General features: G+C 38.8%; 20 protein-coding genes. 1 reads left to right on the top strand and 19 read right to left on the bottom strand.

All coding sequences use genetic code 11. The annotated features are described in order from the left end of the window. Positions 1-132: 132 nt before the first annotated feature. The 16 genes from F0Q01_RS13170 to F0Q01_RS13245 form a co-directional block, all read right to left on the bottom strand. Positions 133-534, bottom strand: coding sequence for a hypothetical protein (locus tag F0Q01_RS13170; protein WP_090489808.1), 402 nt, complete (start codon positions 532-534; stop codon positions 133-135). A gap of 15 nt (positions 535-549) precedes the next feature. After that, complete coding sequence (locus F0Q01_RS13175; RefSeq protein WP_090489810.1) at positions 550-981, bottom strand: hypothetical protein; 432 nt, start codon at positions 979-981, stop codon at positions 550-552. A 71-nt stretch (positions 982-1,052) separates the two neighbouring features. Then, complete coding sequence (locus F0Q01_RS13180) at positions 1,053-1,364, bottom strand: WXG100 family type VII secretion target (RefSeq protein ID WP_090489812.1); 312 nt, start codon at positions 1,362-1,364, stop codon at positions 1,053-1,055. A gap of 12 nt (positions 1,365-1,376) precedes the next feature. Continuing rightward, positions 1,377-1,664 carry a hypothetical protein gene (locus F0Q01_RS13185; protein ID WP_090489814.1) on the bottom strand — a complete coding sequence of 96 codons (288 nt, stop codon included), beginning with the start codon at positions 1,662-1,664 and terminating at the stop codon, positions 1,377-1,379. An 82-nt stretch (positions 1,665-1,746) separates the two neighbouring features. Then, positions 1,747-2,202: a hypothetical protein gene (locus F0Q01_RS13190; RefSeq protein ID WP_090489816.1), complete on the bottom strand. Its 456-nt coding sequence runs from the start codon at positions 2,200-2,202 to the stop codon at positions 1,747-1,749. Next, positions 2,199-3,896, bottom strand: coding sequence for a serine/threonine protein kinase (locus F0Q01_RS13195; protein WP_090489818.1), 1,698 nt, complete (start codon positions 3,894-3,896; stop codon positions 2,199-2,201). The genes F0Q01_RS13190 and F0Q01_RS13195 overlap by 4 nt, the downstream gene beginning before the upstream one ends. A gap of 5 nt (positions 3,897-3,901) precedes the next feature. Next, entirely contained in the window at positions 3,902-4,702 is an 801-nt protein-coding gene (locus F0Q01_RS13200) for a PP2C family protein-serine/threonine phosphatase (RefSeq protein ID WP_090489820.1), read from the bottom strand. Beyond that, entirely contained in the window at positions 4,677-6,137 is a 1,461-nt protein-coding gene (locus F0Q01_RS13205) for a trypsin-like peptidase domain-containing protein (RefSeq protein WP_090489822.1), read from the bottom strand. The genes F0Q01_RS13200 and F0Q01_RS13205 overlap by 26 nt, the downstream gene beginning before the upstream one ends. A gap of 24 nt (positions 6,138-6,161) precedes the next feature. Next, positions 6,162-10,070 carry an Ig-like domain-containing protein gene (locus F0Q01_RS13210; protein ID WP_090489824.1) on the bottom strand — a complete coding sequence of 1,303 codons (3,909 nt, stop codon included), beginning with the start codon at positions 10,068-10,070 and terminating at the stop codon, positions 6,162-6,164. A gap of 606 nt (positions 10,071-10,676) precedes the next feature. Continuing rightward, on the bottom strand, positions 10,677-11,672 hold the full coding sequence (dhaK, locus tag F0Q01_RS13215; RefSeq protein ID WP_090489826.1) for a dihydroxyacetone kinase subunit DhaK: 996 nt from the start codon (positions 11,670-11,672) through the stop codon (positions 10,677-10,679). 61 nt (positions 11,673-11,733) lie between these two features. Beyond that, complete coding sequence (gene dhaM, locus F0Q01_RS13220) at positions 11,734-12,126, bottom strand: dihydroxyacetone kinase phosphoryl donor subunit DhaM (protein ID WP_090151608.1); 393 nt, start codon at positions 12,124-12,126, stop codon at positions 11,734-11,736. Between the two features lie 21 nt (positions 12,127-12,147). Continuing rightward, positions 12,148-12,768 (bottom strand): dihydroxyacetone kinase subunit DhaL, encoded by a 621-nt coding sequence (gene dhaL, locus F0Q01_RS13225; protein ID WP_090489828.1) that lies wholly within the window; start codon positions 12,766-12,768, stop codon positions 12,148-12,150. Between the two features lie 157 nt (positions 12,769-12,925). After that, complete coding sequence (locus tag F0Q01_RS13230; RefSeq protein ID WP_090489830.1) at positions 12,926-15,307, bottom strand: ribonucleoside triphosphate reductase; 2,382 nt, start codon at positions 15,305-15,307, stop codon at positions 12,926-12,928. A gap of 306 nt (positions 15,308-15,613) precedes the next feature. Beyond that, complete coding sequence (locus F0Q01_RS13235; protein WP_090489832.1) at positions 15,614-16,567, bottom strand: tetratricopeptide repeat protein; 954 nt, start codon at positions 16,565-16,567, stop codon at positions 15,614-15,616. A 105-nt stretch (positions 16,568-16,672) separates the two neighbouring features. Next, positions 16,673-17,008 carry a type II toxin-antitoxin system HicB family antitoxin gene (locus F0Q01_RS13240; RefSeq protein ID WP_090489834.1) on the bottom strand — a complete coding sequence of 112 codons (336 nt, stop codon included), beginning with the start codon at positions 17,006-17,008 and terminating at the stop codon, positions 16,673-16,675. After that, positions 17,005-17,259: a type II toxin-antitoxin system HicA family toxin gene (locus F0Q01_RS13245; protein ID WP_090489836.1), complete on the bottom strand. Its 255-nt coding sequence runs from the start codon at positions 17,257-17,259 to the stop codon at positions 17,005-17,007. Before F0Q01_RS13245 ends, F0Q01_RS13240 begins: the two co-directional genes overlap by 4 nt. Before the next feature lie 90 nt (positions 17,260-17,349). Here F0Q01_RS13245 and F0Q01_RS13250 point away from each other — a divergent pair, with 90 nt between their 5' ends. Beyond that, positions 17,350-18,627: an HlyC/CorC family transporter gene (locus F0Q01_RS13250; RefSeq protein WP_090489838.1), complete on the top strand. Its 1,278-nt coding sequence runs from the start codon at positions 17,350-17,352 to the stop codon at positions 18,625-18,627. On the opposite strand, the gene F0Q01_RS13255 is transcribed toward F0Q01_RS13250, so the two are convergent. The 3 genes from F0Q01_RS13255 to F0Q01_RS13265 form a co-directional block, all read right to left on the bottom strand. Next, entirely contained in the window at positions 18,581-19,390 is an 810-nt protein-coding gene (locus F0Q01_RS13255; protein ID WP_143096679.1) for a hypothetical protein, read from the bottom strand. The genes F0Q01_RS13250 and F0Q01_RS13255 overlap by 47 nt on opposite strands. Positions 19,391-19,567: 177 nt before the next feature. Next, positions 19,568-20,089: a peptidylprolyl isomerase gene (locus F0Q01_RS13260; protein ID WP_090489842.1), complete on the bottom strand. Its 522-nt coding sequence runs from the start codon at positions 20,087-20,089 to the stop codon at positions 19,568-19,570. 164 nt (positions 20,090-20,253) lie between these two features. Continuing rightward, complete coding sequence (locus F0Q01_RS13265; protein ID WP_090489844.1) at positions 20,254-21,114, bottom strand: Mrp/NBP35 family ATP-binding protein; 861 nt, start codon at positions 21,112-21,114, stop codon at positions 20,254-20,256. Between the last annotated feature and the right edge of the window lie 289 nt (positions 21,115-21,403).

Genomic DNA, 21,403 nt, shown 5'->3' on the forward strand with positions numbered 1-21,403 from the left:
ATCATATGTTTCCTGACATTTATTAAAATACGAGCGAAGTCTTTGGGTATTCCACTGAATATCCACTTCTCCTCGCTCGATATTTCCACTCGCATCTGCTCGTGCCATAACAATTTCTCCTAACTCACTATCCTAAACAGTATGACCTGTATATTTTACTTTAGTATCATCGTAATTAACGCTACGAGTTGCGTCCTCATCTACAGCTACATAGTTGCTCAATACGTTATGCATGGTCTCAGTTACCTGAGTCACCTGCTGCTTTAAACTTTTAAGCATGTCATCAATATTTTCATTGGCTGTAACAAAAGTTGGTACTGTAGCATTATTATTTGTCTCTGCATCAATTTCTGCATAAGTCAAACTATCTTCGATTATAAGGTCTCTCTGTGTCTCAATATCTTTAACACTTTCTTCAAATACATCAATATCTAAAGCAACTCTTGCCGCTTTTGCGGAAGCAGCGACAGCAGTATTTACCGCCCCTATTGCCGCTCCACCTATGGTATTTGAACTACTATTTGTCGTCGACATAACTATCCTCTTATTTTATAATTGTGCTCTTAAATTTCTTATATCTTCATTAAGACTATCTCGTCGACTATACAGCTCTTGTAAAATCGAATTGGTTTTGTCTATCGCAGTTGATATATCAGAATCTAATTGCTCAACCTCAGTCACATAATTGTCTTTTTTATTTTTAAGGAAATCCATTTCGCGCCATGCTTTTGTGGCCTGAAGACCTGCCCATGTACTTCCATCTTTTACATCATAATTAACGATAACATCATTTATATCTGTTTCTAAATCAGCCTTATAACTGGCGAGAGTAGTCTGGGATTCTGTCAATGCATTTAGAATAGCCTCGTACTTTGCTATTTCCGCATTTACTCCATCCAGCTCCTGCTGCTTAGCATTTATCGCTCTTTCTATAGCAGCTCTTCTTTCTCTTTCCCTACGCGCGCGTTCTTCCGAACTCATCTATAAATCCTCCAAATAATCCACGTATAGCGGCGAAGATAAGCCTCGCCGCCACACAGATTATAAACATCTTAGCCCAACTCGTACTGAATTGACTGCTGCGCCATCTGGTCAATCTCAGCCAAGTTTGATGCTGAGACTTCAACATTTGAACCAATAGTAGCTAACTCTTCAACATATGCTCTTAAATCTTTATCTAACTGATTATATACATCTAATAGCTGTGGAGATGCTTCTCCAAATGTTGCTCCTGCTACATCGTTAACTACGGCCTGAATAGCATCTAACTCATCCCTTAAGCTATCACTAAAAGATGTAAGGCTGTTACTGGTAACAGCCATCTCATCAACTTCACCAAAGATATGTGTATTTACATCACTCATTTTAAATCCTCCTTACTCGTATGCATTTGCACCCTTGTTAGCTTCATCAATATAGTTGTTCATTGTAGTCTCTGCCCAACCATGAATCTTCATGATTTCTTCTGACATAGATGCCATCTTTGTTGAGAGTGCATTTATATAATCTACAGCAGCTGCTGCATCAGCACCGCCCCAAGCTTCCGACAATGGTGCTGCTAAATTATTTACCCCTGTCGAAATGTCATCTAAATTACCAGCTTTTGTCACTAAGTCTCTAAGCTTATCACTTACAATATCTGTTTCCATACCTGCTTTTGCCATTTTCATAATCCTCCTTAAAATATAATTAATATATCCCTATTAAAAACCAAACTCTATATTGCTAGATAAATGGTTGATAATACTATATTTCTGGCAAGTCGTTTTCTGTTCCAGTAATGATTATCTCTTCTTGGATTTCAAATCCCTTATCACTTTCTTTTGGGAACTCAAGTCCTGTTTCTTTTTCCGCTCCGGTTTCAACATCTTCCGGGCTTTCTACTTGAAGCAATGCTGTTTCTTCCTCTAGTAGAATTGTAGCCTCGTCATCGTATGCCTCTACTTTACTCTCTTCTGGATTTTTATCTAGCATTTCAGAAGTATTCCAAGTCAATACCGCATTGGATGTTCTTCTAATGTTAACATTACCAAAAGACTGAATATCCTTTGATGCTCCAATTTTGGTAAGAACCTTTATGGAGTGTGGTATTTTAAATACAAACCATAGCACTATGGCTAGTATTCCAAAGGAAATCGACAATACAATCATTCCAGTTGTCAACAAGTCTAATATTTCTTTCTGATGTAATACTTCTATCATTTACTTGTCTCCTGTTTATTAAGAGAAATAACTTGCCTTGCTTTTTCAATATTTTTTTCTAGTTCTTCTTCTAATTCAACTATTCTATCAGTTTTTTCTACTTTAGCTTTCTCGATGTCATCTTGCACATGGTTTTCAATTTCCATTAAGGCTAATTCCATTTCACCGTAGGAAACTCCATCCTTGTTGAATCGATCTGCATAAACGCATATCTGAGAAGCCACTTCTTTATATATTACCAAAGCTGTATTAGCATTATCATCTTTGACAATATTGCCCTCTGATACACTAATCAAATCTGCCCAATAATCCTTGAAAGATACCTTGCTATCTCCGGTCTTGTCTATCATACCTAAGGATGTGTAATAATCTGCTATTGCGCCTAATCTCTCTGCTCTGGCTGTCTGACTCTCAGGCAATTCTCCTTCAGCTGCCTTTTTTAACCAATAAGCCGAAAGCTGCTTGTTACCTGTGCCCTCATAATTATAGAAATATGCCATTCCCAACTGGTAGGAAAACATTTGATAGCCTAATTTATTTTTCTGCAATAATTCCTCATATGTATGGCCATTGCTCTGGTTGATTAGGATTCCTCTAATCTCCGACGCCTCATCCTCAGAGAAAATATTGTCCTCCAAATAAACTCTTTCAATTAGACGGATATATGCATCCGCTTCCTCAGGATTTATTGAAATAGTTTCTATATATGCTTCTCGCATATCGTCTAATGATTGACCCTTTTCAGCATCAACCAGATACGTCTCATAAGCATTGGTCTGAACATGCTTTCCATAGAAGTGACATGTAGCAGCACCAACTGCATTGGCGATACAAAGAACTACTACTAGGATAAAACTAATAAGCTTTATCTTCTCTTTTCTTCTGTACTCGCTGTCCAATTCATCATAATGCTCTAAATCATATAGTAGAGAATAGGCATTTTGATATCTTCGATTTGGATCTGCCTGGGTACATTTTATAATTATCTTTTCTAATCCTTGAGAGAAGGATTCGTCCCAATATCTAATTGGATATATTTCGTATGGTGGCTCGCTAGGATTTTTCCCTGTTAACAAATGGTAGATTGTAGTGCCTAAGCAGTAAATATCTGTCCTGCCATCTGTCTGACCATATCCACCAAACTGCTCTGGCGCTGCATATCCTCTTGTACCTAGACATGTAGTGTCTTCGTTGTTTTCAGTATTAAAACGTCTTGCAGTTCCAAAATCTATCAATACTATTGTGCCGTCTGGCTTTAACATAATATTGCTAGGCTTTAAATCTCTATAAATAATTGGTGGATTCTGTGAATGCAAATATCCCAAAACATCGCACAATTGCTTTGCCCACTGAATAACATATTCCTGTGGCTGTGGACCATACTCTTCCAAGGCTTTTCTTAGGGTATTGCCTTCAATGTAGTCCATTACAATTAGAATACTACCTTCATAATCGATAATATCGATTATGCTCGGCAAATTGGGATGCGATAGATTTTTCAGAAGCTCTGTTTCACTTCTAATGCTATCGTAAACAATATCTTCATTTGCAAACTTTTCTTTTCGAATCTCTTTTATAGCCCACTGTTTATTGGCTCTTTCATTCATCGCCAAATAAACTGTGCTCATTCCACCGTGGCCTATTTCATTAAGTATTTTATATTTGTTATCTACAACTGAACCTATTTTTAACATATCTTTTAAACTGATATCAATAAACTTGATATATTGTCTGTCTCGCCTCTTGCAACAACTGCGTCTGTCAGTTTCTCCAATCCATTTTGCTGTTTACAAACTTCAATCATTTCATCATCTTCTAGCTTGCGCCAGAAGCCATCTGAACATAAAAGAAATTTATGTGGAGTATTGGCATATCCCTGATAAAAATCAGGAATTACTACCTCAGAGGCACCAACACACTGTAGAAGAAGACTTTTTTTATTGCTATTCTGAGCCTCTTCTAGCGTCATGTTTCCTAAGTCCATTTCTCTTTGAACATAACTATGATCGTGAGTTAATAGCTTTATACGCCTCTCGTCTAATTCATAAGCTCGTGAGTCTCCTACGTTCATTACCATGTACTCATCATTTATAATGATTATGGCAACAACCGTCGTCCCCAATTCAATTCCTCTGTCTTCTCCATAACGCATTAATCGTTCATTTGTTTTTTGGATGATTCCTTGCCACTGGGCTTTGATTTGGCCCCAATAGTGACTATATGCATCCATCTCTTGTGTCAAATCTTCTGTGATGTCGCTAGGCATCAATACTCGTGGAAGTTCATTTTTAAACCACTCATCCATACGCTTTACAAAAGTAGCGCTGGCAACTTCCCCTTGAGATAAACCACCCATTCCATCACACAAACACGCCATGCATACATTACCCCCGTCAGCAGTCTTAGCCTGCTTAATGATTAGCGCATCTTGATTAACTTTCTTTTTCACCCCTATAAAACTAAAGGCATCTGTTTTATAACTCATATTTAAATTCTTCATTAGATATCTTTACCATATCCCCGTTTGCTAATTTCACTCGACTGCCTTTATTTAATCTCACGTTGTTTACCCAAGTACCATTTGTCGAGTTGCAATCTTCCAAATAAATGCCATCACCCATTTTTCTAATGGCAGCGTGCTGTCTACTAATAGTGCCATTATCCCTAATTGAATAATCTACATGTAAAGTATCTTTACCTATAGAAAAATACGCTTTATTCATGGCTATTTTTTCATTAGTTTTAACTCTAATGAGCTTTCCAAGATTAATCTGACCTGAAAATGATTCAGATTTTCCTAGAATACTAGTTTCTCCACCGTCATTTGATAATACATTTGTATCAACTGACTTGCTGGCCACCTCCTTGTGCTGCATCTCACGCACTGCCATATTAGGTCTGTTGACAAATTGCTCTATCGCCTGGCTTTCTGCCTGCTTTATTTCTTTTTTCGATTGAATCTCTCTATTTCTATTGCTTGATACTTTCAAGACAATAATAGTGATAATTAAGGCAATTATTACAACTGCACCAACACAAAGAATGATTATTAGGTATAGAGGAATTGTCTCTTTTGTCTCTATTTTTGTGGTTGGCTCTTTTACTTCTTCTGTTTTTGGATTCTCATTTACCTTTGTGTAATTGACACCTAGGCCATCAAGAACTTTTACGATCTTGGTTGAATCCAAAGAACAACTATACATGCCATCCTTTGCCAAAAGATTCATACCTATTACATAACCATATTCATTTACAATAGGGCCACCGCAATTATTCGCACCTATTGAAGTATCGCTTTCAATTACCTGTACACCATTAAGGCTCAAAAGATTAACAATGCTACCAGCCGTCATAATCACCTGTGAATCAGAATAGTACTGCACAGGAGAGTCAAATCTGATTTCATCTGGATAACCCATTGTGTAAATCTTGTCTGTGGTGCTGTAAGGTAAAGAGTTGGTGTCATAATTCTTTGATGTCAAAATAGTCAAAGGTTCTCTTGTGTATATAGGCTGAGAAAGTTGTAACACAGCCAAATCCAACTCGTCACTTGTATTTACAATAGTGGCACTTACAACTACATCTCCCTCAAGAACAACCTCTGTTTCATATCTAGTATTGCTCAGAGTATCCTCTTCTACAGGAATCTCCAAGAACTCAAAAGCTGCTACTTTAATTTCATCTGATGGATTGACGATGTGGTTGCATGTAATAACGTACTCTGTATCTTCTGCATCTCCAACCAAAAAGCCAGTTCCACCATAGACGATATGCTTTTGATCTGCATCATCCGTAAATACGGTATTTACTTGAACCACACCATTCTTTGCATCTTCTGCCTTCTGTTCTTTAGCTGCCGCTTGAGCCACATTGCATGGTAGCAACAGTGAAACTATAACTAGTAAATTAATGCAAAGATTTCTCAATCCCTTCATTTTAGCAATCTCCCTTTTCGTTAATTACTTTAATCTTTTCTTCTTGAAAATAAATACGCCTGCGGCAGTTAACACTGAAGCTGCTGATGCAAATACAACCCAAACAATAGGTTTCTTAAAGAATCCTGCAACTGGCACTATTTCCTCAGGAACTACATCTATCTTCTGAATAATGTCATTGTCGATTAAATCCTCTGCTTTTTCTGAAACAAGGACATTGTTGCAGCTGAGCTTTGTCTCATTACCTGCTACATCTGAACAAATAATTTCAAGCTGCTGATAATCATCCTTTCCAGGAATTGTGATAACTTCTGTACCACCATTTTCCTGAAGTTCCTGTGCAGAATACTCTGCAAGGATATCATTGTTTAAGTATACCTTTAATCCAGCAATACCAATTGTATCAGTGGCATTTACTGAGAAATTATGTTCAGCCTCTTGGTATACTCCATCGCTTTCTACACCTGAAACGATAACACTTGGTGCTGTAGAATCCACAAGGAATTCGATATTAGCATCCTTTGACTTGTTACTCTGTGTATTAGATGCCTTGTCCTCTGAGTAAACAGAAACAGAATAAAGACCATCATTTCTAAAGTTTGAAGCATTAATTGTGTAGCTAATTGAATGCCATGAATTCTTGTTGACTGTATCTGTTGTAGTGTAATCCTTTCCGCTAGAAAGGTCCTTTACACTTCCGTCGTAAGTAATTGAAACTTCCTTGTATGTCAACTCATCTACATTGATTTCAGTAATAACAACATTCTGTGGCTTTGTAACATAATAGCTATCTATCATGCCCAAAGTTCCATCTCCAAGAACATATACTGAACCAAATCTGTTTACTGAATACTTGATTTCTTTTTCTGTTACATTACCAGCTAAATCAGTGATTTCTGCCTTTAAAATGTAAAGGTCATCATTTGATTTTACATGTGGTAAATCAGAAATCTCAACTACATATCCACCATTTGACTGTGTTGTAGAACCTACAGTTGAGATAGTACCTTTGTTGGCACCTGTAAGTGTAACTACCACATTCTCAGCCTTTAAGTTCTCATCCTTAGTTGTGATGATAGGCTGAACAACACCGTTGTTAGCTGACATATCAGCTACACCTGTAATATTTAATTCTGGAGCAAGTGTATCAATAACAAATACGCTGCTTGTATATGTATCTGCTACATTACCAGCCAAATCCTGGCAAGTAACTCTAAATGCGTATTTGCCATCTTTTTCAAAGCTCATTGACGCTGAATGCTTTTTATCAGCATCAGAGAATCCGCTAACGCCTGGTAAAGAACCAGCTCCGTCCTCACCTGTCTTTTCGATTACCACAAGCTTTGAATCAAAGTTAGCATCCTCAACTACGATAGTTGCATGTCTAGCATCCTTAAAGTAGTACTCATTTGAAGATGAATTATTATCAAAGCTAACATCTATAGTAGGTACTGTTGTATCAATTACAAACTCTTCTGCTGATGCAGTTGAACTAGCATTTGCTGCCTTATCCTTGCAAGAAACTGTAAAGCTATATACACCGTCTGCATCAAAGTTAATTCTCTTGATGTAGCTACCCTCACTAGACTTTTCCCAGCCACCTGGAGCAGCCTTACCATCTTTTTCGCTGATGTTTAATGTGATGTACTTATCATCTGGCTCAAAGTTGGCATCTTTTACTGTGATTGTTGCTACTCTAGCAGCATTGTAGTACTTGCCGTTCTTAGCTTCAGTATTGTCAAACTCTACGGTAACCTCTGGATTTGTCTTATCAATTATAAAGGATTCTTGATCTGCAAGCTTTCTAATATTGTCAGCCTTGTCCATAACCAAGCCCTCTACATGGTATTTACCTTCTGAAGAAGCTACTGCAGAAAAAACGTATTTATCTCCACGCTTTTCTTTAAATGTAAGAGCCTTGCTTCCGCCGCCTTCTTCTACAAGTCTTAAGTCATCAAGTTTTTCTTCATTAACTAAATTCTCTTCTGTAACAACTACTTCTACTTCCACGTCCTCATTGTAGTAGCCTGTATTAGCACCTGAAGAACCTACTGGAGTTGAATTGCCATTGTATGAGATTGAATCAATAACTGGTACTGTGTTATCTACATAAATTGTGATCTCATAAGACTCTGTATGGTACGAATCCTTACCATATACTATCTCATATGTATGCTCGCCTTCTACTGTTGTAGGTATTTGGCATGTGTATTTTATCTTGTAAAACTGTTTATCCTTGGCTCTACCTTTTTTATTATATTCATATTCATAATCAACTTCGTTTCCATCCCACACAGGTTCGACATTTTTAAGCTTGCCCTTTACATCCTCTGTAAGATTATGTATGGCTTCTGCTGGAAGTTCTTTTCCATTATCATAAACAGTGAAATAACTTACATCATAGTTTCTTGTAACAGCTGCAAATGTCAGCTCTAATGTATCTGGATATCCTTCTATTGATGATGAATACCAGTTATCAAAATAGAACTTGTCATCATCATAAATCCATACTCGGTCTCCTGCTTCATTAGAAGCTTCGATATAAGCCACAGGTCCTTTAACTTTCATATTAGTAGTATTGACCTCGAACTGACATGCTCTCTCTACATATATAGAGCCGTCATAATCATTTGTGCAGCCCTTCACTTTATCTATGCTATAGTAGAGCTCGCTTCCAGAGAAAGTATATGAATACTTAATAAAGCCTTCATCATCTGGGTCACCATCTTGAGTTAATTCAAAAGATACATCCTCTGACGCATTCTCATCAAATCCCTCTAATGTATATGTTGCACCACCTTTAGCCTTGCAACGAGCCTTCACTGTAACTGTTACATCTGATTTGTATAAGTCAATATTATTAAAATTCTTTTCAGCATCAGTGCTAAACTCTATAGCCTCTATTTCAGGCTTAGGATCTAGGCTTGAGAATTCATGCCCACACACCTTGCAGCGTGTAACTTCATAACCATCAATAAGGACTGTCTCCTTCTCGCAGTCTCTTACATCTTTTTCATTACATCCTGGATAAGTGCATGTAGCCTCGTGCTGAGGAACGCCATCCTCATTTTCACCTATATAATGATACTCTCCAAAGCAGTGTGGATGCCATGGTATAGCTGGGATAGAAATTTCAGCAACTAAGATTGGTTCTCCATTCTCATCAACCATGCGAATGCCATTTATACACAAGTATCCTTCCTCATCCTCAGTATAAGTAGCATCCTCGTCTATAACATAGTTGCCTTCCTCATCCTGTACCAATTCACCGTTTTCATCTGTCTTATAGATTTTAAATACTTTTTGTCCCTCTGAATCTACTGTAAATGTACCAACAGGAATAGGCTCCTCACTAGAATTTTCATCATATATATAGTGAGTCTCTTCTGGATCTGTAGTCTGATTGCCGCCCATAAGCGTGAAGCTGCCACTATTAAGTACGTACTTGGCAGTAGTTCCAAACACGCTTGTATCCATTGTCATCACAGGATATGACACATAAACTTGACCATCTACTACATTTGTACCATCAGTACCATTTGTTGGCTGTTGGTCACCTACTGCTGCATCACCTGTGCCATTCTGGCTGTCAGCCCCAGTGCCCTCTGTTGCGTTTTGGCCGTCTGTTGTATTTTGGCTGTCTACTCCATTATCTGTACCAGTAGTATCTTGGCCTCCAGCTGTATTATTTCCATCTATGTTTTGGTCATCTCCAGCCACAGTATTATCTGTAGTTGTCGAACCTCCTACATTAGAAGAATCTCCTGATTGATTGTCAGAAGAAGCAGCTGTAGCATCTGTGCTCTGAGAAACATTGTTGTCCTCTGGCTCATCTGCAGACACGAAAAATACCGCATTGCTATACATCAATGCGGTCATCATTGTCAATGCTACAATTCTTTTTGTAACTTTGCGGTGTTTAATTTTTCTCATATGGTTTCCTCTTTTCATTAACTCCCTAAATGCACATAAAGCTTTTCACACTTATGTCACATTTAAAACGCACTCCACTGTCTTTTATTCACACTCAAAGATTTTTGTTCCCAATCAATTTTTTTCAGCCTTCCCGAGTTATGTACAGTGTTTTAAACATCTTGCATCGACTGCATTCGGCATAATTACTACATTTTGCCGGAATATCTGTGTAATATGCCACAAAAAATTCAGTTTCCTAAGCTAGTTAGCATTAGGATGTTACAGGTAGTATCATAATACCCTCACGCACTTCTGTCAACACATTTTTTTAATTATATTTTCATAGCATTTTCCTCTTATTAAATCAGGTGTTTATAGCTATCAAATTCAGGCGATAAATCCTTTATTTATTGGGTCTAATTATGATTTTTCCAGTGATATTTTTCTAATATTTCCACTAATAAATATCACAGTTAAACATGGAAAATTTAGCACATACAATCAGGCATCAAAATCATTTATATGAACATTCTGTGTCGAGAGTTTTATCATGTAATTTTCCAGCAAAAAAGCCATCCGCACGCTAGGTGCGAATGGCTCCATGTGATTTTACGTATAATTTTCCTATGCCTGCACAAAAGCTGGTGTATCAGCTGGTGCTGCAAGCAACTTCTTTAGCTCATCATCTACTTTGAGAAGTGTAATAGAAAAGCCTTCCATATCAAGAGATGTCATATAGTTGCCAACAAGAGTCTTTGCAACTTTGATTCCCTTGGCATCCAAAACTTCCTTAATGTGCTTGTTTGCCACAAAGAGCTCCATCAAAGGTGTGCCGCCCATTCCGTTGACCATTACAGCCACTTCATCGCCAGAATTGTAAATGCCCTCGGCGAAAATCCTATCGAGAAGCTTGTCGGAGATTTCATTTACTGTGCCAATCTTTTCACGGTTAACGCCTGGCTCGCCATGAATTCCGATACCGATTTCGATTTCATCCTCTGCCAAGTCAAAGCTTGGTTTGCCAGCAGCAGGAACTGTACATGCGTCAACAGCCATACCCATTGAGCGTACATTTGCAATTACTTTTTCAGCAACACGCTTTACATCAGCAAGGCTTCCTCCTGCCTCAGCGCATGCGCCAGCAATCTTGTGTACAAAAATAGTACCTGCGATTCCGCGGCGGCCTGTTGTCCAAGTACTATTTTCAACCGCCACATCATCAGCTGTGATAACCTGGTCGACTTCGATTCCCTCATCTCTTGCCATATCAGCAGCCATCTCAAAGTTCATTACATCACCTGTGTAATTCTTGATAACAAGCAATACTCCCTTGCCGCCATCTGCTGCCTTGATTGCTTCATATACCTGGTCAGGTGTAGGGGATGTAAATACTGCACCAGCAATAGCTCCATCCAGCATACCCTTTCCTACATATCCTCCATGAGCTGGCTCATGTCCGCTACCACCGCCAGACACTAAGGCAACTTTTCCCTTTGAGCCTCCAGCTCTCACTACTACATCAAGTCCATCGAGGCGGCGTATATACTGTGGGTAAGCTGCCACCATACCGTCAAGCATCTCATCAACTATATTATCAACTTCGTTAATAAGTTTTTTCATAAAATATTACCTCCTCCTATATCTCGCCTGTTGCACTATCAGGCTGTCCACAACGAAAATCTTATAAAACTTTATGCGCGCCGCGGGTATCCTCTGCAGCTTTCAAAACTGCGTCAATATTACTTCCGCACATAGCACTAACCGCTGCTGCAATTGTGCCCTCTACGATTGGCGCATCTGCAAGTCTTACATCAATACCCTCATCTTCAATAAGCTCAATTGCTGTCTCAGAACTCATAACACCGCTACCCAAATCAGCTAAAACTATAACCCCATCACCGTCATTAGCCTCTTTAATTGCTTCGGAAATACGAATCGCATCTGTGCCTATGGTTTTGTCCTCCAGGCCAGCTGCGCATACGATTCCCTTGTGGGTCGGTGCAATCTCACTAGTCAAATCCTTTAGCCCCTCAGCAATCTTCCAGCTATGGGACACAAGAACTAATCCAACCATTAAATCCCCCTTTCCGCCACATTATCCTTTCAAAAAATCTCTGATAGTTTCCAAAGTCAATGTAGCTGAAGTAGCGCCTGGATCCTGGTGACCAACGCTTCTTTGTCCAAGGTAACTTGCGCGTCCCTTTGTGGCCGCAATTGTTTTGGTGTACTCCACACCCTCAGCAGCTGCTGCACAAGCGGCATCTAGAGCTTCGTTTAAATCAGCTCCTGCATCAACCTTTTCAGAGAAAGCATCGTAAGCTGGCATAAGTGCATCAAGCATTGTCTTTTCGCCTTTTACAGCTTTGCCTCGCTTTTGGATACCAGCGATTGCTGCTTCGAGAGCGGCCTTAAAGTCCTCTGGGGAAACGGCAGTTTTTCCCGCGAACACTTTGGCTGCCTCCATATAAGCTGTACCGTAAAGTGGTCCGGATGCTCCACCAACGGTAGATAAAAGTGTCATACCTGTTTTCTTGAGAGCGGCCCCAATATCGCCCTCGTCTTCAGGTACTTTCTCCACTACAGCTGCAAATCCACGAGCCATATTTACCCCATGGTCTGCATCGCCGATTTCTCTGTCTAAGTCAGTCAGGAAATCCTTGTTGGCCATTATTTTGTCGCCTATTTCTTTTAGGCACTGGTATACTCTAGTAGCCATAAAACTAGTCCCCCTTCTCATAATTTTTACCACCAAAGTCTTATATGAGTATTATAACAAATCCTATATTAGCCGGCGAAATTTTTTCGTTGTGTTTTCGTACAAAAAGAAAAAGAGCCACCCGTACATTTTGCACGAGTGGCCCTAGTATTTTTAATTAAAGATTCTCATCCGCATATTTTTGGATGTTGCTGGCATTGGCATAACGAGTAACCTCGTCTCCATTAACAACTACAAGAGTAGGCGCCTGCATAACACCATATTTTTTAGTCAAATCCTGCTGCTCCTCTGCATCTACAAGGATGTAATCCTCATCCTCGAGAATCTCTTTTGCTCTAGCGCAGTTAGGACATGTCTTTGTTGTGAAAAGATATTTTACACCAGTTTCCTTTTCCTCAGAAACAATCTCAAGATTAACCTGTGGCTGCTTTGCTGCTGCAGTCTTCTCACCAGCACGTCTGCATACAGAACCTGCTATATCGTAAAGCTTGCGATTCTTGTATTCCTGAGTCTTGCCCTCGTTCCAGTTCTGAACTGGACGATAGTAACCAGTGATTCGGCTGTATACCTCAGCTGTCTTGCCGCAGTGTGGACATGTGTAATGCTCACCTGCTATGTAGCCATGCTCCTTACATACTGAGTATGTTGGAGAAAGTGTATAGTATGGCAATCTATAGTTCTCAGCAATCTTGCGAACAAGATTGGCAGCTGACTCCCATGTAGGAAGCTTCTCACCGATAAACGCATGGAATACTGTACCAGATGTATAAAGTGTCTGGAGCTCATCCTGAACCTCAAGAGCATCAAATATATCTGATGTATACTCAACTGGCATATGTGAGCTGTTTGTATAGAAAGGAGTATCTCCTTCTTTGCCTGCTGTGATGATATCTGGGAACTGCTCTCTATCATGCTTTGCAAATCTGTATGTTGTAGACTCAGCAGGTGTAGCCTCAAGATTGTAGAGGTCACCGTACATCTCCTGATAATCAGAGAGTCTCTCACGCATGTGATTGAGAACGTCTTTTGTAAATTCCTGTACTCTCTTATCTGTCATATCAGCACGAAGCCAGTTAGCATTAAGACCAACTTCATTCATACCGATAAGTCCGATTGTAGAGAAGTGGTTGTTAAATGTACCAAGATATCTCTTAGTATATGGATATAATCCCTCATCAAGAAGCTTTGTAATAACGCCTCTCTTGATTTTAAGTGAACGAGCACTAATATCCATAAGTCTATCTAAACGAGCATAGAAATCTGCCTCGTCCTTAGCCTGGTATGCAATACGTGGCATGTTGATAGTAACAACACCAACAGATCCTGTGCTCTCGCCTGAGCCAAAGAAACCGCCTGACTTCTTGCGAAGCTCTCTAAGGTCAAGACGAAGACGGCAGCACATAGAGCGAACATCGCTTGGCTCCATATCTGAGTTGATATAGTTGCTGAAATATGGAGTACCATATTTTGCAGTCATCTCAAATAAGAGTCTGTTGTTCTCAGTATCTGACCAATCAAAATCACGAGTAATAGAATATGTAGGGATAGGATACTGGAATCCACGGCCATTAGCATCACCCTCAATCATAATCTCAAGGAATGCCTTGTTGACCATATCCATTTCCTTCTTGCAGTCCTTGTATTTGAAATCCATTTCCTTGCCACCAACGATAGCTGGAAGCTCTGCCAAGTCATTAGGTACTGTCCAATCTAATGTGATATTAGAAAATGGTGCCTGTGTTCCCCAACGAGAAGGTGTGTTAACACCATATATAAATGCCTCAAGGCACTTTTTAACTTCTTCGTATGAAAGATTATCAGTCTTAATAAATGGTGCAAGGTATGTATCAAATGATGAGAATGCCTGAGCGCCAGCCCATTCATTCTGCATGATACCGAGGAAGTTTACCATCTGGTTGCAAAGTACTGAAAGGTGCTTAGCAGGAGCTGAAGTGATCTTGCCAGTAATACCACCAAGTCCCTCCTGGATAAGCTGCTTTAATGACCATCCTGCACAGTAACCTGTGAGCATTGAAAGATCGTGAATGTGGATATCTGCGCTGCGGTGTGCATTTGCAATCTCCTCATCATAAATCTCTGAAAGCCAGTAATTTGCAGTGATTGCACCAGAGTTAGAAAGGATGAGACCACCTACAGAATATGTAACTGTAGAGTTCTCCTTAACTCTCCAATCCTCTACCTTAACATAGCTATCTACTACATTTTTATAATCCAAAACTGTAGACTTCATGTTGCGCATCTTCTCGCGCTGCTTTCTATATAAAATGTATGCTTTTGCAACATCTGTATATCCAGTCTGCTCAAGTACATTTTCTACAGAATCCTGAATGTCCTCTACAGTGATTTTGCTCTCTTTAATTTTTGACTGGAAATCAGCCGAAACACGAAGCGATAATAAACCGATTATATCGTCATTGTATTCCTTTCCAGTTGCCTCGAAGGCCTTTGCGATCGCATCGTTAATCTTCCCCAAATTAAACTCTGCTATTTCACCATCTCTTTTTACTACGTCAAACAATTTTCCTCACCAATTTCCTTTCTCTAGTATCCTTAAAACATGTCAAAAAAGGACTCCCCCTGTAACCTTTTTGCTTTGCCAGCTAAGTGTTGCATTAAGGTACTTTCGACTTGAATATATGTTATCAAAATATAGGGTGAGGGGTCAATGTTTAATCACTATATATTGTGCTTTTCGTCATTATTACCTAAAATCCCATTTCACTTTTGAATATTTTCTAGGTAGAATTACGATTCAACACACACAATATTTGGTATTTAAACATAAAAAAGACACACTACATATTGTAGCGTGTCTTTAGCATTTCTATCGCGTTTGTAGGAATATTAGCTCCTTTTTTGCAACCTCATCATTAGGGTAAGATTCAAGATATTGTGTCAATGCATCGCATGCTTCGGTGAACCTACCTAGATGTTCAAGAGCTGAAACCTGTCCCTTCAATAGGTCAGGCATATTGTCTATTGATTTAAGACTCAACCCAGCTTCATAGTACCCCAAAGCATTCTCATAATTTCCATTAGCCATCTCAATGTCACCTAAAGTAGCAAGCGCCTCGCTTGTGACATCTTCGGATTTTGCGTACTCCTCTAGCAATTTCTGGGCCTTATCATAATCACCCTGATCCTGATATATCTTGGCAAGATAAAGTCTAGCCTCAACGATATCCTTGTCTACCGCCTTCTGCAATAACTCCTGGGCTTGAGAAGTCTGACCAAGCATATAGTTGATTCGGCCCTTATAATAGCCAGCCTCCGCAGATTTATCTGAAATCTGTAGCGCATTATTTAAATATACCTTGCCCTGATCTGTATATCCAAGAGAATCAAGATTCTCGTATATTTCTATATAAAGAAGATAATTCTTTTTATCTACTTCAACAGCCTTATCATAATCCAAAATGGCCTTCCCTACCTCACCTTCAGAAGCATAAATACTTCCTCTTAAAAAGTAAGGCTCATAATTATCGCCATCATATTTAATCAATGCCTCGTAGGTAGCTGCCGCCCCTTCAAAATCACCAGATTTAAACTGAGCTGCCGCTTTGTAGTAATTAATGTCTATTTCCAAATCAGTGACTTTTCCAATGGAACAACTCAAAGCCTTATCAAATAACTTGATAGCAGTCTCATAATCACCTGCATCAAGGGCCTCTACTCCCTGGTCACGCAAGTCAATTTCCTTTTGACTATGTCCGCCACAAGCCACCATTGTTGCCGCAATATATAGAGATAATCCTATAACAAGAAGTTTCTTTTTCATAAATCATTTCCTAACTATAAGTATTAGAGTTACTAACACCACATCCCCTCGATGAATAACTCACTTACCTATTTACTTTAAAGCAAGTCAACCTAAATTGCCACACTAAATGTGCATTAATTCAAGTTCATCTTCTAGAGATTTTATCATAAATGAATTTAATGACATCCCAAGGATTCTAGCTCCTACTGCTGCTCTTTGATGAAGTTGTGGGTAAATTCTTACATTAAATTTCCCAGAATATGGTTTCTCCGGCTCTACTCCATCTTTATTACACCATTCAATATAATCATCAACCGAATTTTTAAACTCATCTTCTAGCTCTTTAACAGAAGAACCTTGAAATGTAATTACCGCTCTAGTATTAATAACTTCTCCTGTAAAAATATGTTGTTCATCATCAAAATCAACTTTTCCAATATATCCTTTATAATTCATCATATTATCACCCCTGCATTTTCTAGAAATCTTCTCACTGACCTCACCGCACCTTTATCTGTAGTATTTTCTGGATGAGGCCTGTGAAATACAGCTCTTTCATTGTTTAATTCCACTCTCACACGAGAGCCATTTCCTTCTGAGATATTCGCTCCAAGAGAAATAAAAAGGCTTTCTATATCAATCCACTTAATATTGGATTTAATAGGGTTAGAGAATATCTCTCTCAATATTTTTTTATCTTTATTATTCATGGTACCACCTTTTAGTACTATTTTCAATTTTATTATATAAATGCTATAATCAAAGCTAATATTTAATATGTATATACGGGAGGTTTTTATTTGGATTCGCATACGACAGTTCGTTTTGTAATTCTTTTCATTTTGTTGGCACTATCTGCTTTTTTCTCATCAGCAGAGACAGCCCTTACAACAGTTAATAAAATAAAAATCAAAACCATGGCTGATGACGGTGACAAAAAAGCTGCTAGGGTTTTAAAGGTTATCAACCGTCCTAAGAAAATGCTTTCAGCTATTCTCATAGGAAACAATATCGTGAACCTGTCAGCATCTTCTTTGGCCACTACCCTTGCAATTGATTTGCTAGGAAACAAGGGCGCCGGCATCGCAACAGGTATTCTCACCTTATTAATATTGATTTTCGGAGAAATCACACCTAAGTCACTTGCTACAAGCTATTCCACCAGGCTCAGCCTACATTTTGCCCCTATAATAGGCGGCACCATGTGGCTATTTACACCTGTGATTGCAATAGTCAATTTCCTATCGGGATTATTCATCAGACTTTTTGGCATCGACCCTGATTTCAAGGACAATACAATTACGGAGGAAGAAATCCGCACAATGGTTGATGTCAGCCACGAAACAGGTGAAATCGAAAGTGATGAGCGTACTATGATTCACAAGGTATTTGATTTTTCTGATGCCACAGCAAAAGAAGTTATGATTCCTCGAATCGATATGACCATGGTAGATGCCGATATTTCCTACCAGGAGTTAATCGAGGTTTTCAAAGAAGACATGTACACAAGACTTCCGGTTTGTGAGCCAGACACTCACAAAGTCATCGGAATAGTCAATATGAAGGATTTCCTTGGACTTACTCCTACTTCTGATTTTTCTATTAAGAACTATTTGAGAGATGCTTATTTCACCTACGAGATGAAAAACGTATCAGATCTTTTCGATGAAATGCGAAAGGAAGCTGCTTCCCTCTCCATCGTTTTGGATGAATACGGTGATTTATCCGGTATGATTACTCTAGAGGATTTATTGGAAGAAATCGTTGGAGAAATCCGTGATGAATACGATGAAGATGAGGAAGATCCTGTTGTTCGCATCAGCGACAGAGAGTACCAGGTACTTGGCTCAATGAACTTAGAGGATTTGTGTGATATCATCCCTCTTGGATTCTCTAGCGAGGACTATGACACCATTGGCGGTTACATTGTAGGAGCATTTGACCACTTCCCAAATGTTGGCGAGACCTATGTTTCAGAAGAAGGCATTATAGTAAGAGTACTGGCCGTTGAAAAGAAACGAATAACCAAGCTTAGAATAAAGCTTCCTGTTCCAACAGACGAATCGCAAACAAAGTAATATTTACAATTAAGCCCATGCCACCAGCTATTTGAAAGATTTCACGTAGTCTTTTATCTTTGGCAAGGGCTCTTTTTTTGCCTTTATTTTTTCTTGCAAGATTTCCTTCATGCTTTTTCTCATCTACAGCACAGCAATCATAATCCAGAATAATAAAACTCACTAGGCCAATTGTGTTTACAACTACAAATATTAACAGGGTAATATCGTTACTATATTTGAGGTAAATTAATAAATTGCAGAATAATAAGACAGATTTCTCAAATAACAGTTTTGTCCTCTGCTTTTTCATATAAGTTAGAAATCTATCATTTTCAGTTTTCCACAAAGAAAATCTCTCCTGTGTTAGAACTTCCAATTCATGCAAGTCTACAAGACTGTAATTACCAACTTCAAGTTCATTTTCTGAAAGATATCTGTGCATATAGTTAATAGGTTTGCAACCTAATTTTCTTTCAATATAAGAAAATCCTGCAGACACATACACTCTGTTATCAGCCTGCTTCTCCTGATACCTTATTGCTCTGATCAATATACTCCTAAGATATCTATTATTTCCAAAGCTATAGTAAAGCTCTCTAAGAAGCTCTATACTATCAGCGCACTTAGGTAACAATTTAAGAACGCGTTTAATATACAGCTCTTTTATAGCTCTTTTCTTTTGTTCTCTGCGCCTTCTCAGAGCACAATAAATAATCGAGCAAAATTCAACTAGTCCCCAGAGTATAAAGCTAGCAGCAATATTATTAAATTTAAATTTCATTTTATATGGGTATAAATAAGAAAATAAATAATAAGAAAAACGACACGCCAAAGACGTGCCGTAATAGTAACATAACAATTCTAATATTTCAACTAGAACGGGAACATCAGCGCATTTATAATTTCCTCCTGAAATAGCGCTGATGGTGGCGATAGTTATTTTAGCATAGCTAAAAAACTATTGCTTTTCAGGCTCTGGATAATCCACACCGAATGTCTCTACTGTAACCTTCTTCATCTTCTGCTCTGTCAAAGGTCTATCTGACCAGTCAGTATCAACCTCTGCAATTTTATTTACAATATCCATGCCCTCGATAACCTTACCGAATGCTGCATAATCCCCATCAAGATGTGGACTATTCTTATGCATAATAAAGAACTGACTTCCTGCTGAGTCAGGGAACATTGTACGAGCCATAGAAAGAACACCTGGCTCATGCTTTAAGTCATTCTTAAATCCATTGCTTGAGAACTCTCCCTTTATTGAGTATCCAGGGCCGCCCATACCTGTTCCATCTGGATCTCCCCCCTGTAACATAAAGCCCTTAATAACTCTGTGGAAGATAACTCCATTGTAAAAGTCATGATTAATAAGACTAATGAAGTTGTTAACTGTGTTTGGAGCAACCTCAGGATAGAGCTCTGCCTTGATGATGTCTCCATTTTCCATTTCAATTGTAACAATAGGGTTCTGTGCCATAATTTAATCTCCTTATTTCTTACCTACGCCTGTTACGTTCTCAAGCCTTGGATATTGCACCGCTCGATTAACACATCTCGCTAAGCAACACCAATAGCTTGATAACTACAGGCTTTTTCATTAATTAATTCCAGTTTAAACTACTCCGTTGGTCATATTCATTTTTATAATTTTTCTAATACCAACTTTGCCTCTGACAGATACGTATTGTCTAAGTCATAAATTCGGCCTGCGTCTGCTGCTGTAGCAAAGCTTCTGTCCATTGGCATCTTGCCAAGTACAGGAACATTAAGGCTTGCTGCCACTTCGTCAATATGGCTCTCGCCAAATATCTCAATTTTCTTGCCACAATCTGGACATGATATATATGAATAATTCTCCACAAGGCCAAGAACTGGGATGTGCATCATCTCAGCCATGTTGTATGCCTTCTTAACTATCATCTGAACCAATTCCTGTGGACTGGTAACAATGATAATACCGTCTACTGGAAGTGACTGGAAGCATGTAAGTGGCACATCGCCTGTTCCAGGTGGCATATCTACAAACAGATAATCTACGTCGCCCCACTGAACATCTGTCCAGAACTGTTTAACTACACCTGCGATAACAGGACCTCTCCAAACAACTGGTGATTCCTCATCATCAAGCATAAGGTTTATAGACATTATCTTTGTGCCGTCCTCAGCAACCTCTGGGAATGTCCCCTCATCATTGCCTGTAGCTGGACCATGAACACCAAACATCTTTGGAATAGATGGACCGGTAATATCGGCGTCCAATACACCAACAGAATATCCTGCGCGAGCCATAATACCTGCAAGTGATGATGTAACAAGTGACTTTCCAACGCCACCCTTACCTGATACAACTCCGATAACATGCTTTATATTTGAATTCTTATTAGGCGCCTCAAGAAACGCTGTATTTCTAACACCCTTTTTAGCTGCTGAAGCAGATGGGCATCCTTCACATGAGCCTCGACTGCATGAGCTAGCTGATGAACATGAACTACTGTCTGCCAATTTCTTTACCTCCATTGATTATCATACGAGCTCAATTATATCACACATAATATAATTCCGGTATCAAACATTTTCACTGTTTGATAGTTTTAAAATTCCACGTCTAATAGCATCCATTTTATCCTCTTTTATCTTGTTGACTTCTATATCAACCTATTGGCCGACTTATCCACAATATCCACAATCATATTTTTTAGGTTGAGGATAACTTCACTTTTTCAATTTTTGCTGTGGAAATCTATTTTTCGTCATTTTTGAAATTCCTTTATTTTAAAGGCTTTATGACAGT

It is taken from the genome of Pseudobutyrivibrio xylanivorans (assembly GCF_010906925.1).
Classification (GTDB): Bacteria; Bacillota; Clostridia; order Lachnospirales; family Lachnospiraceae; genus Pseudobutyrivibrio.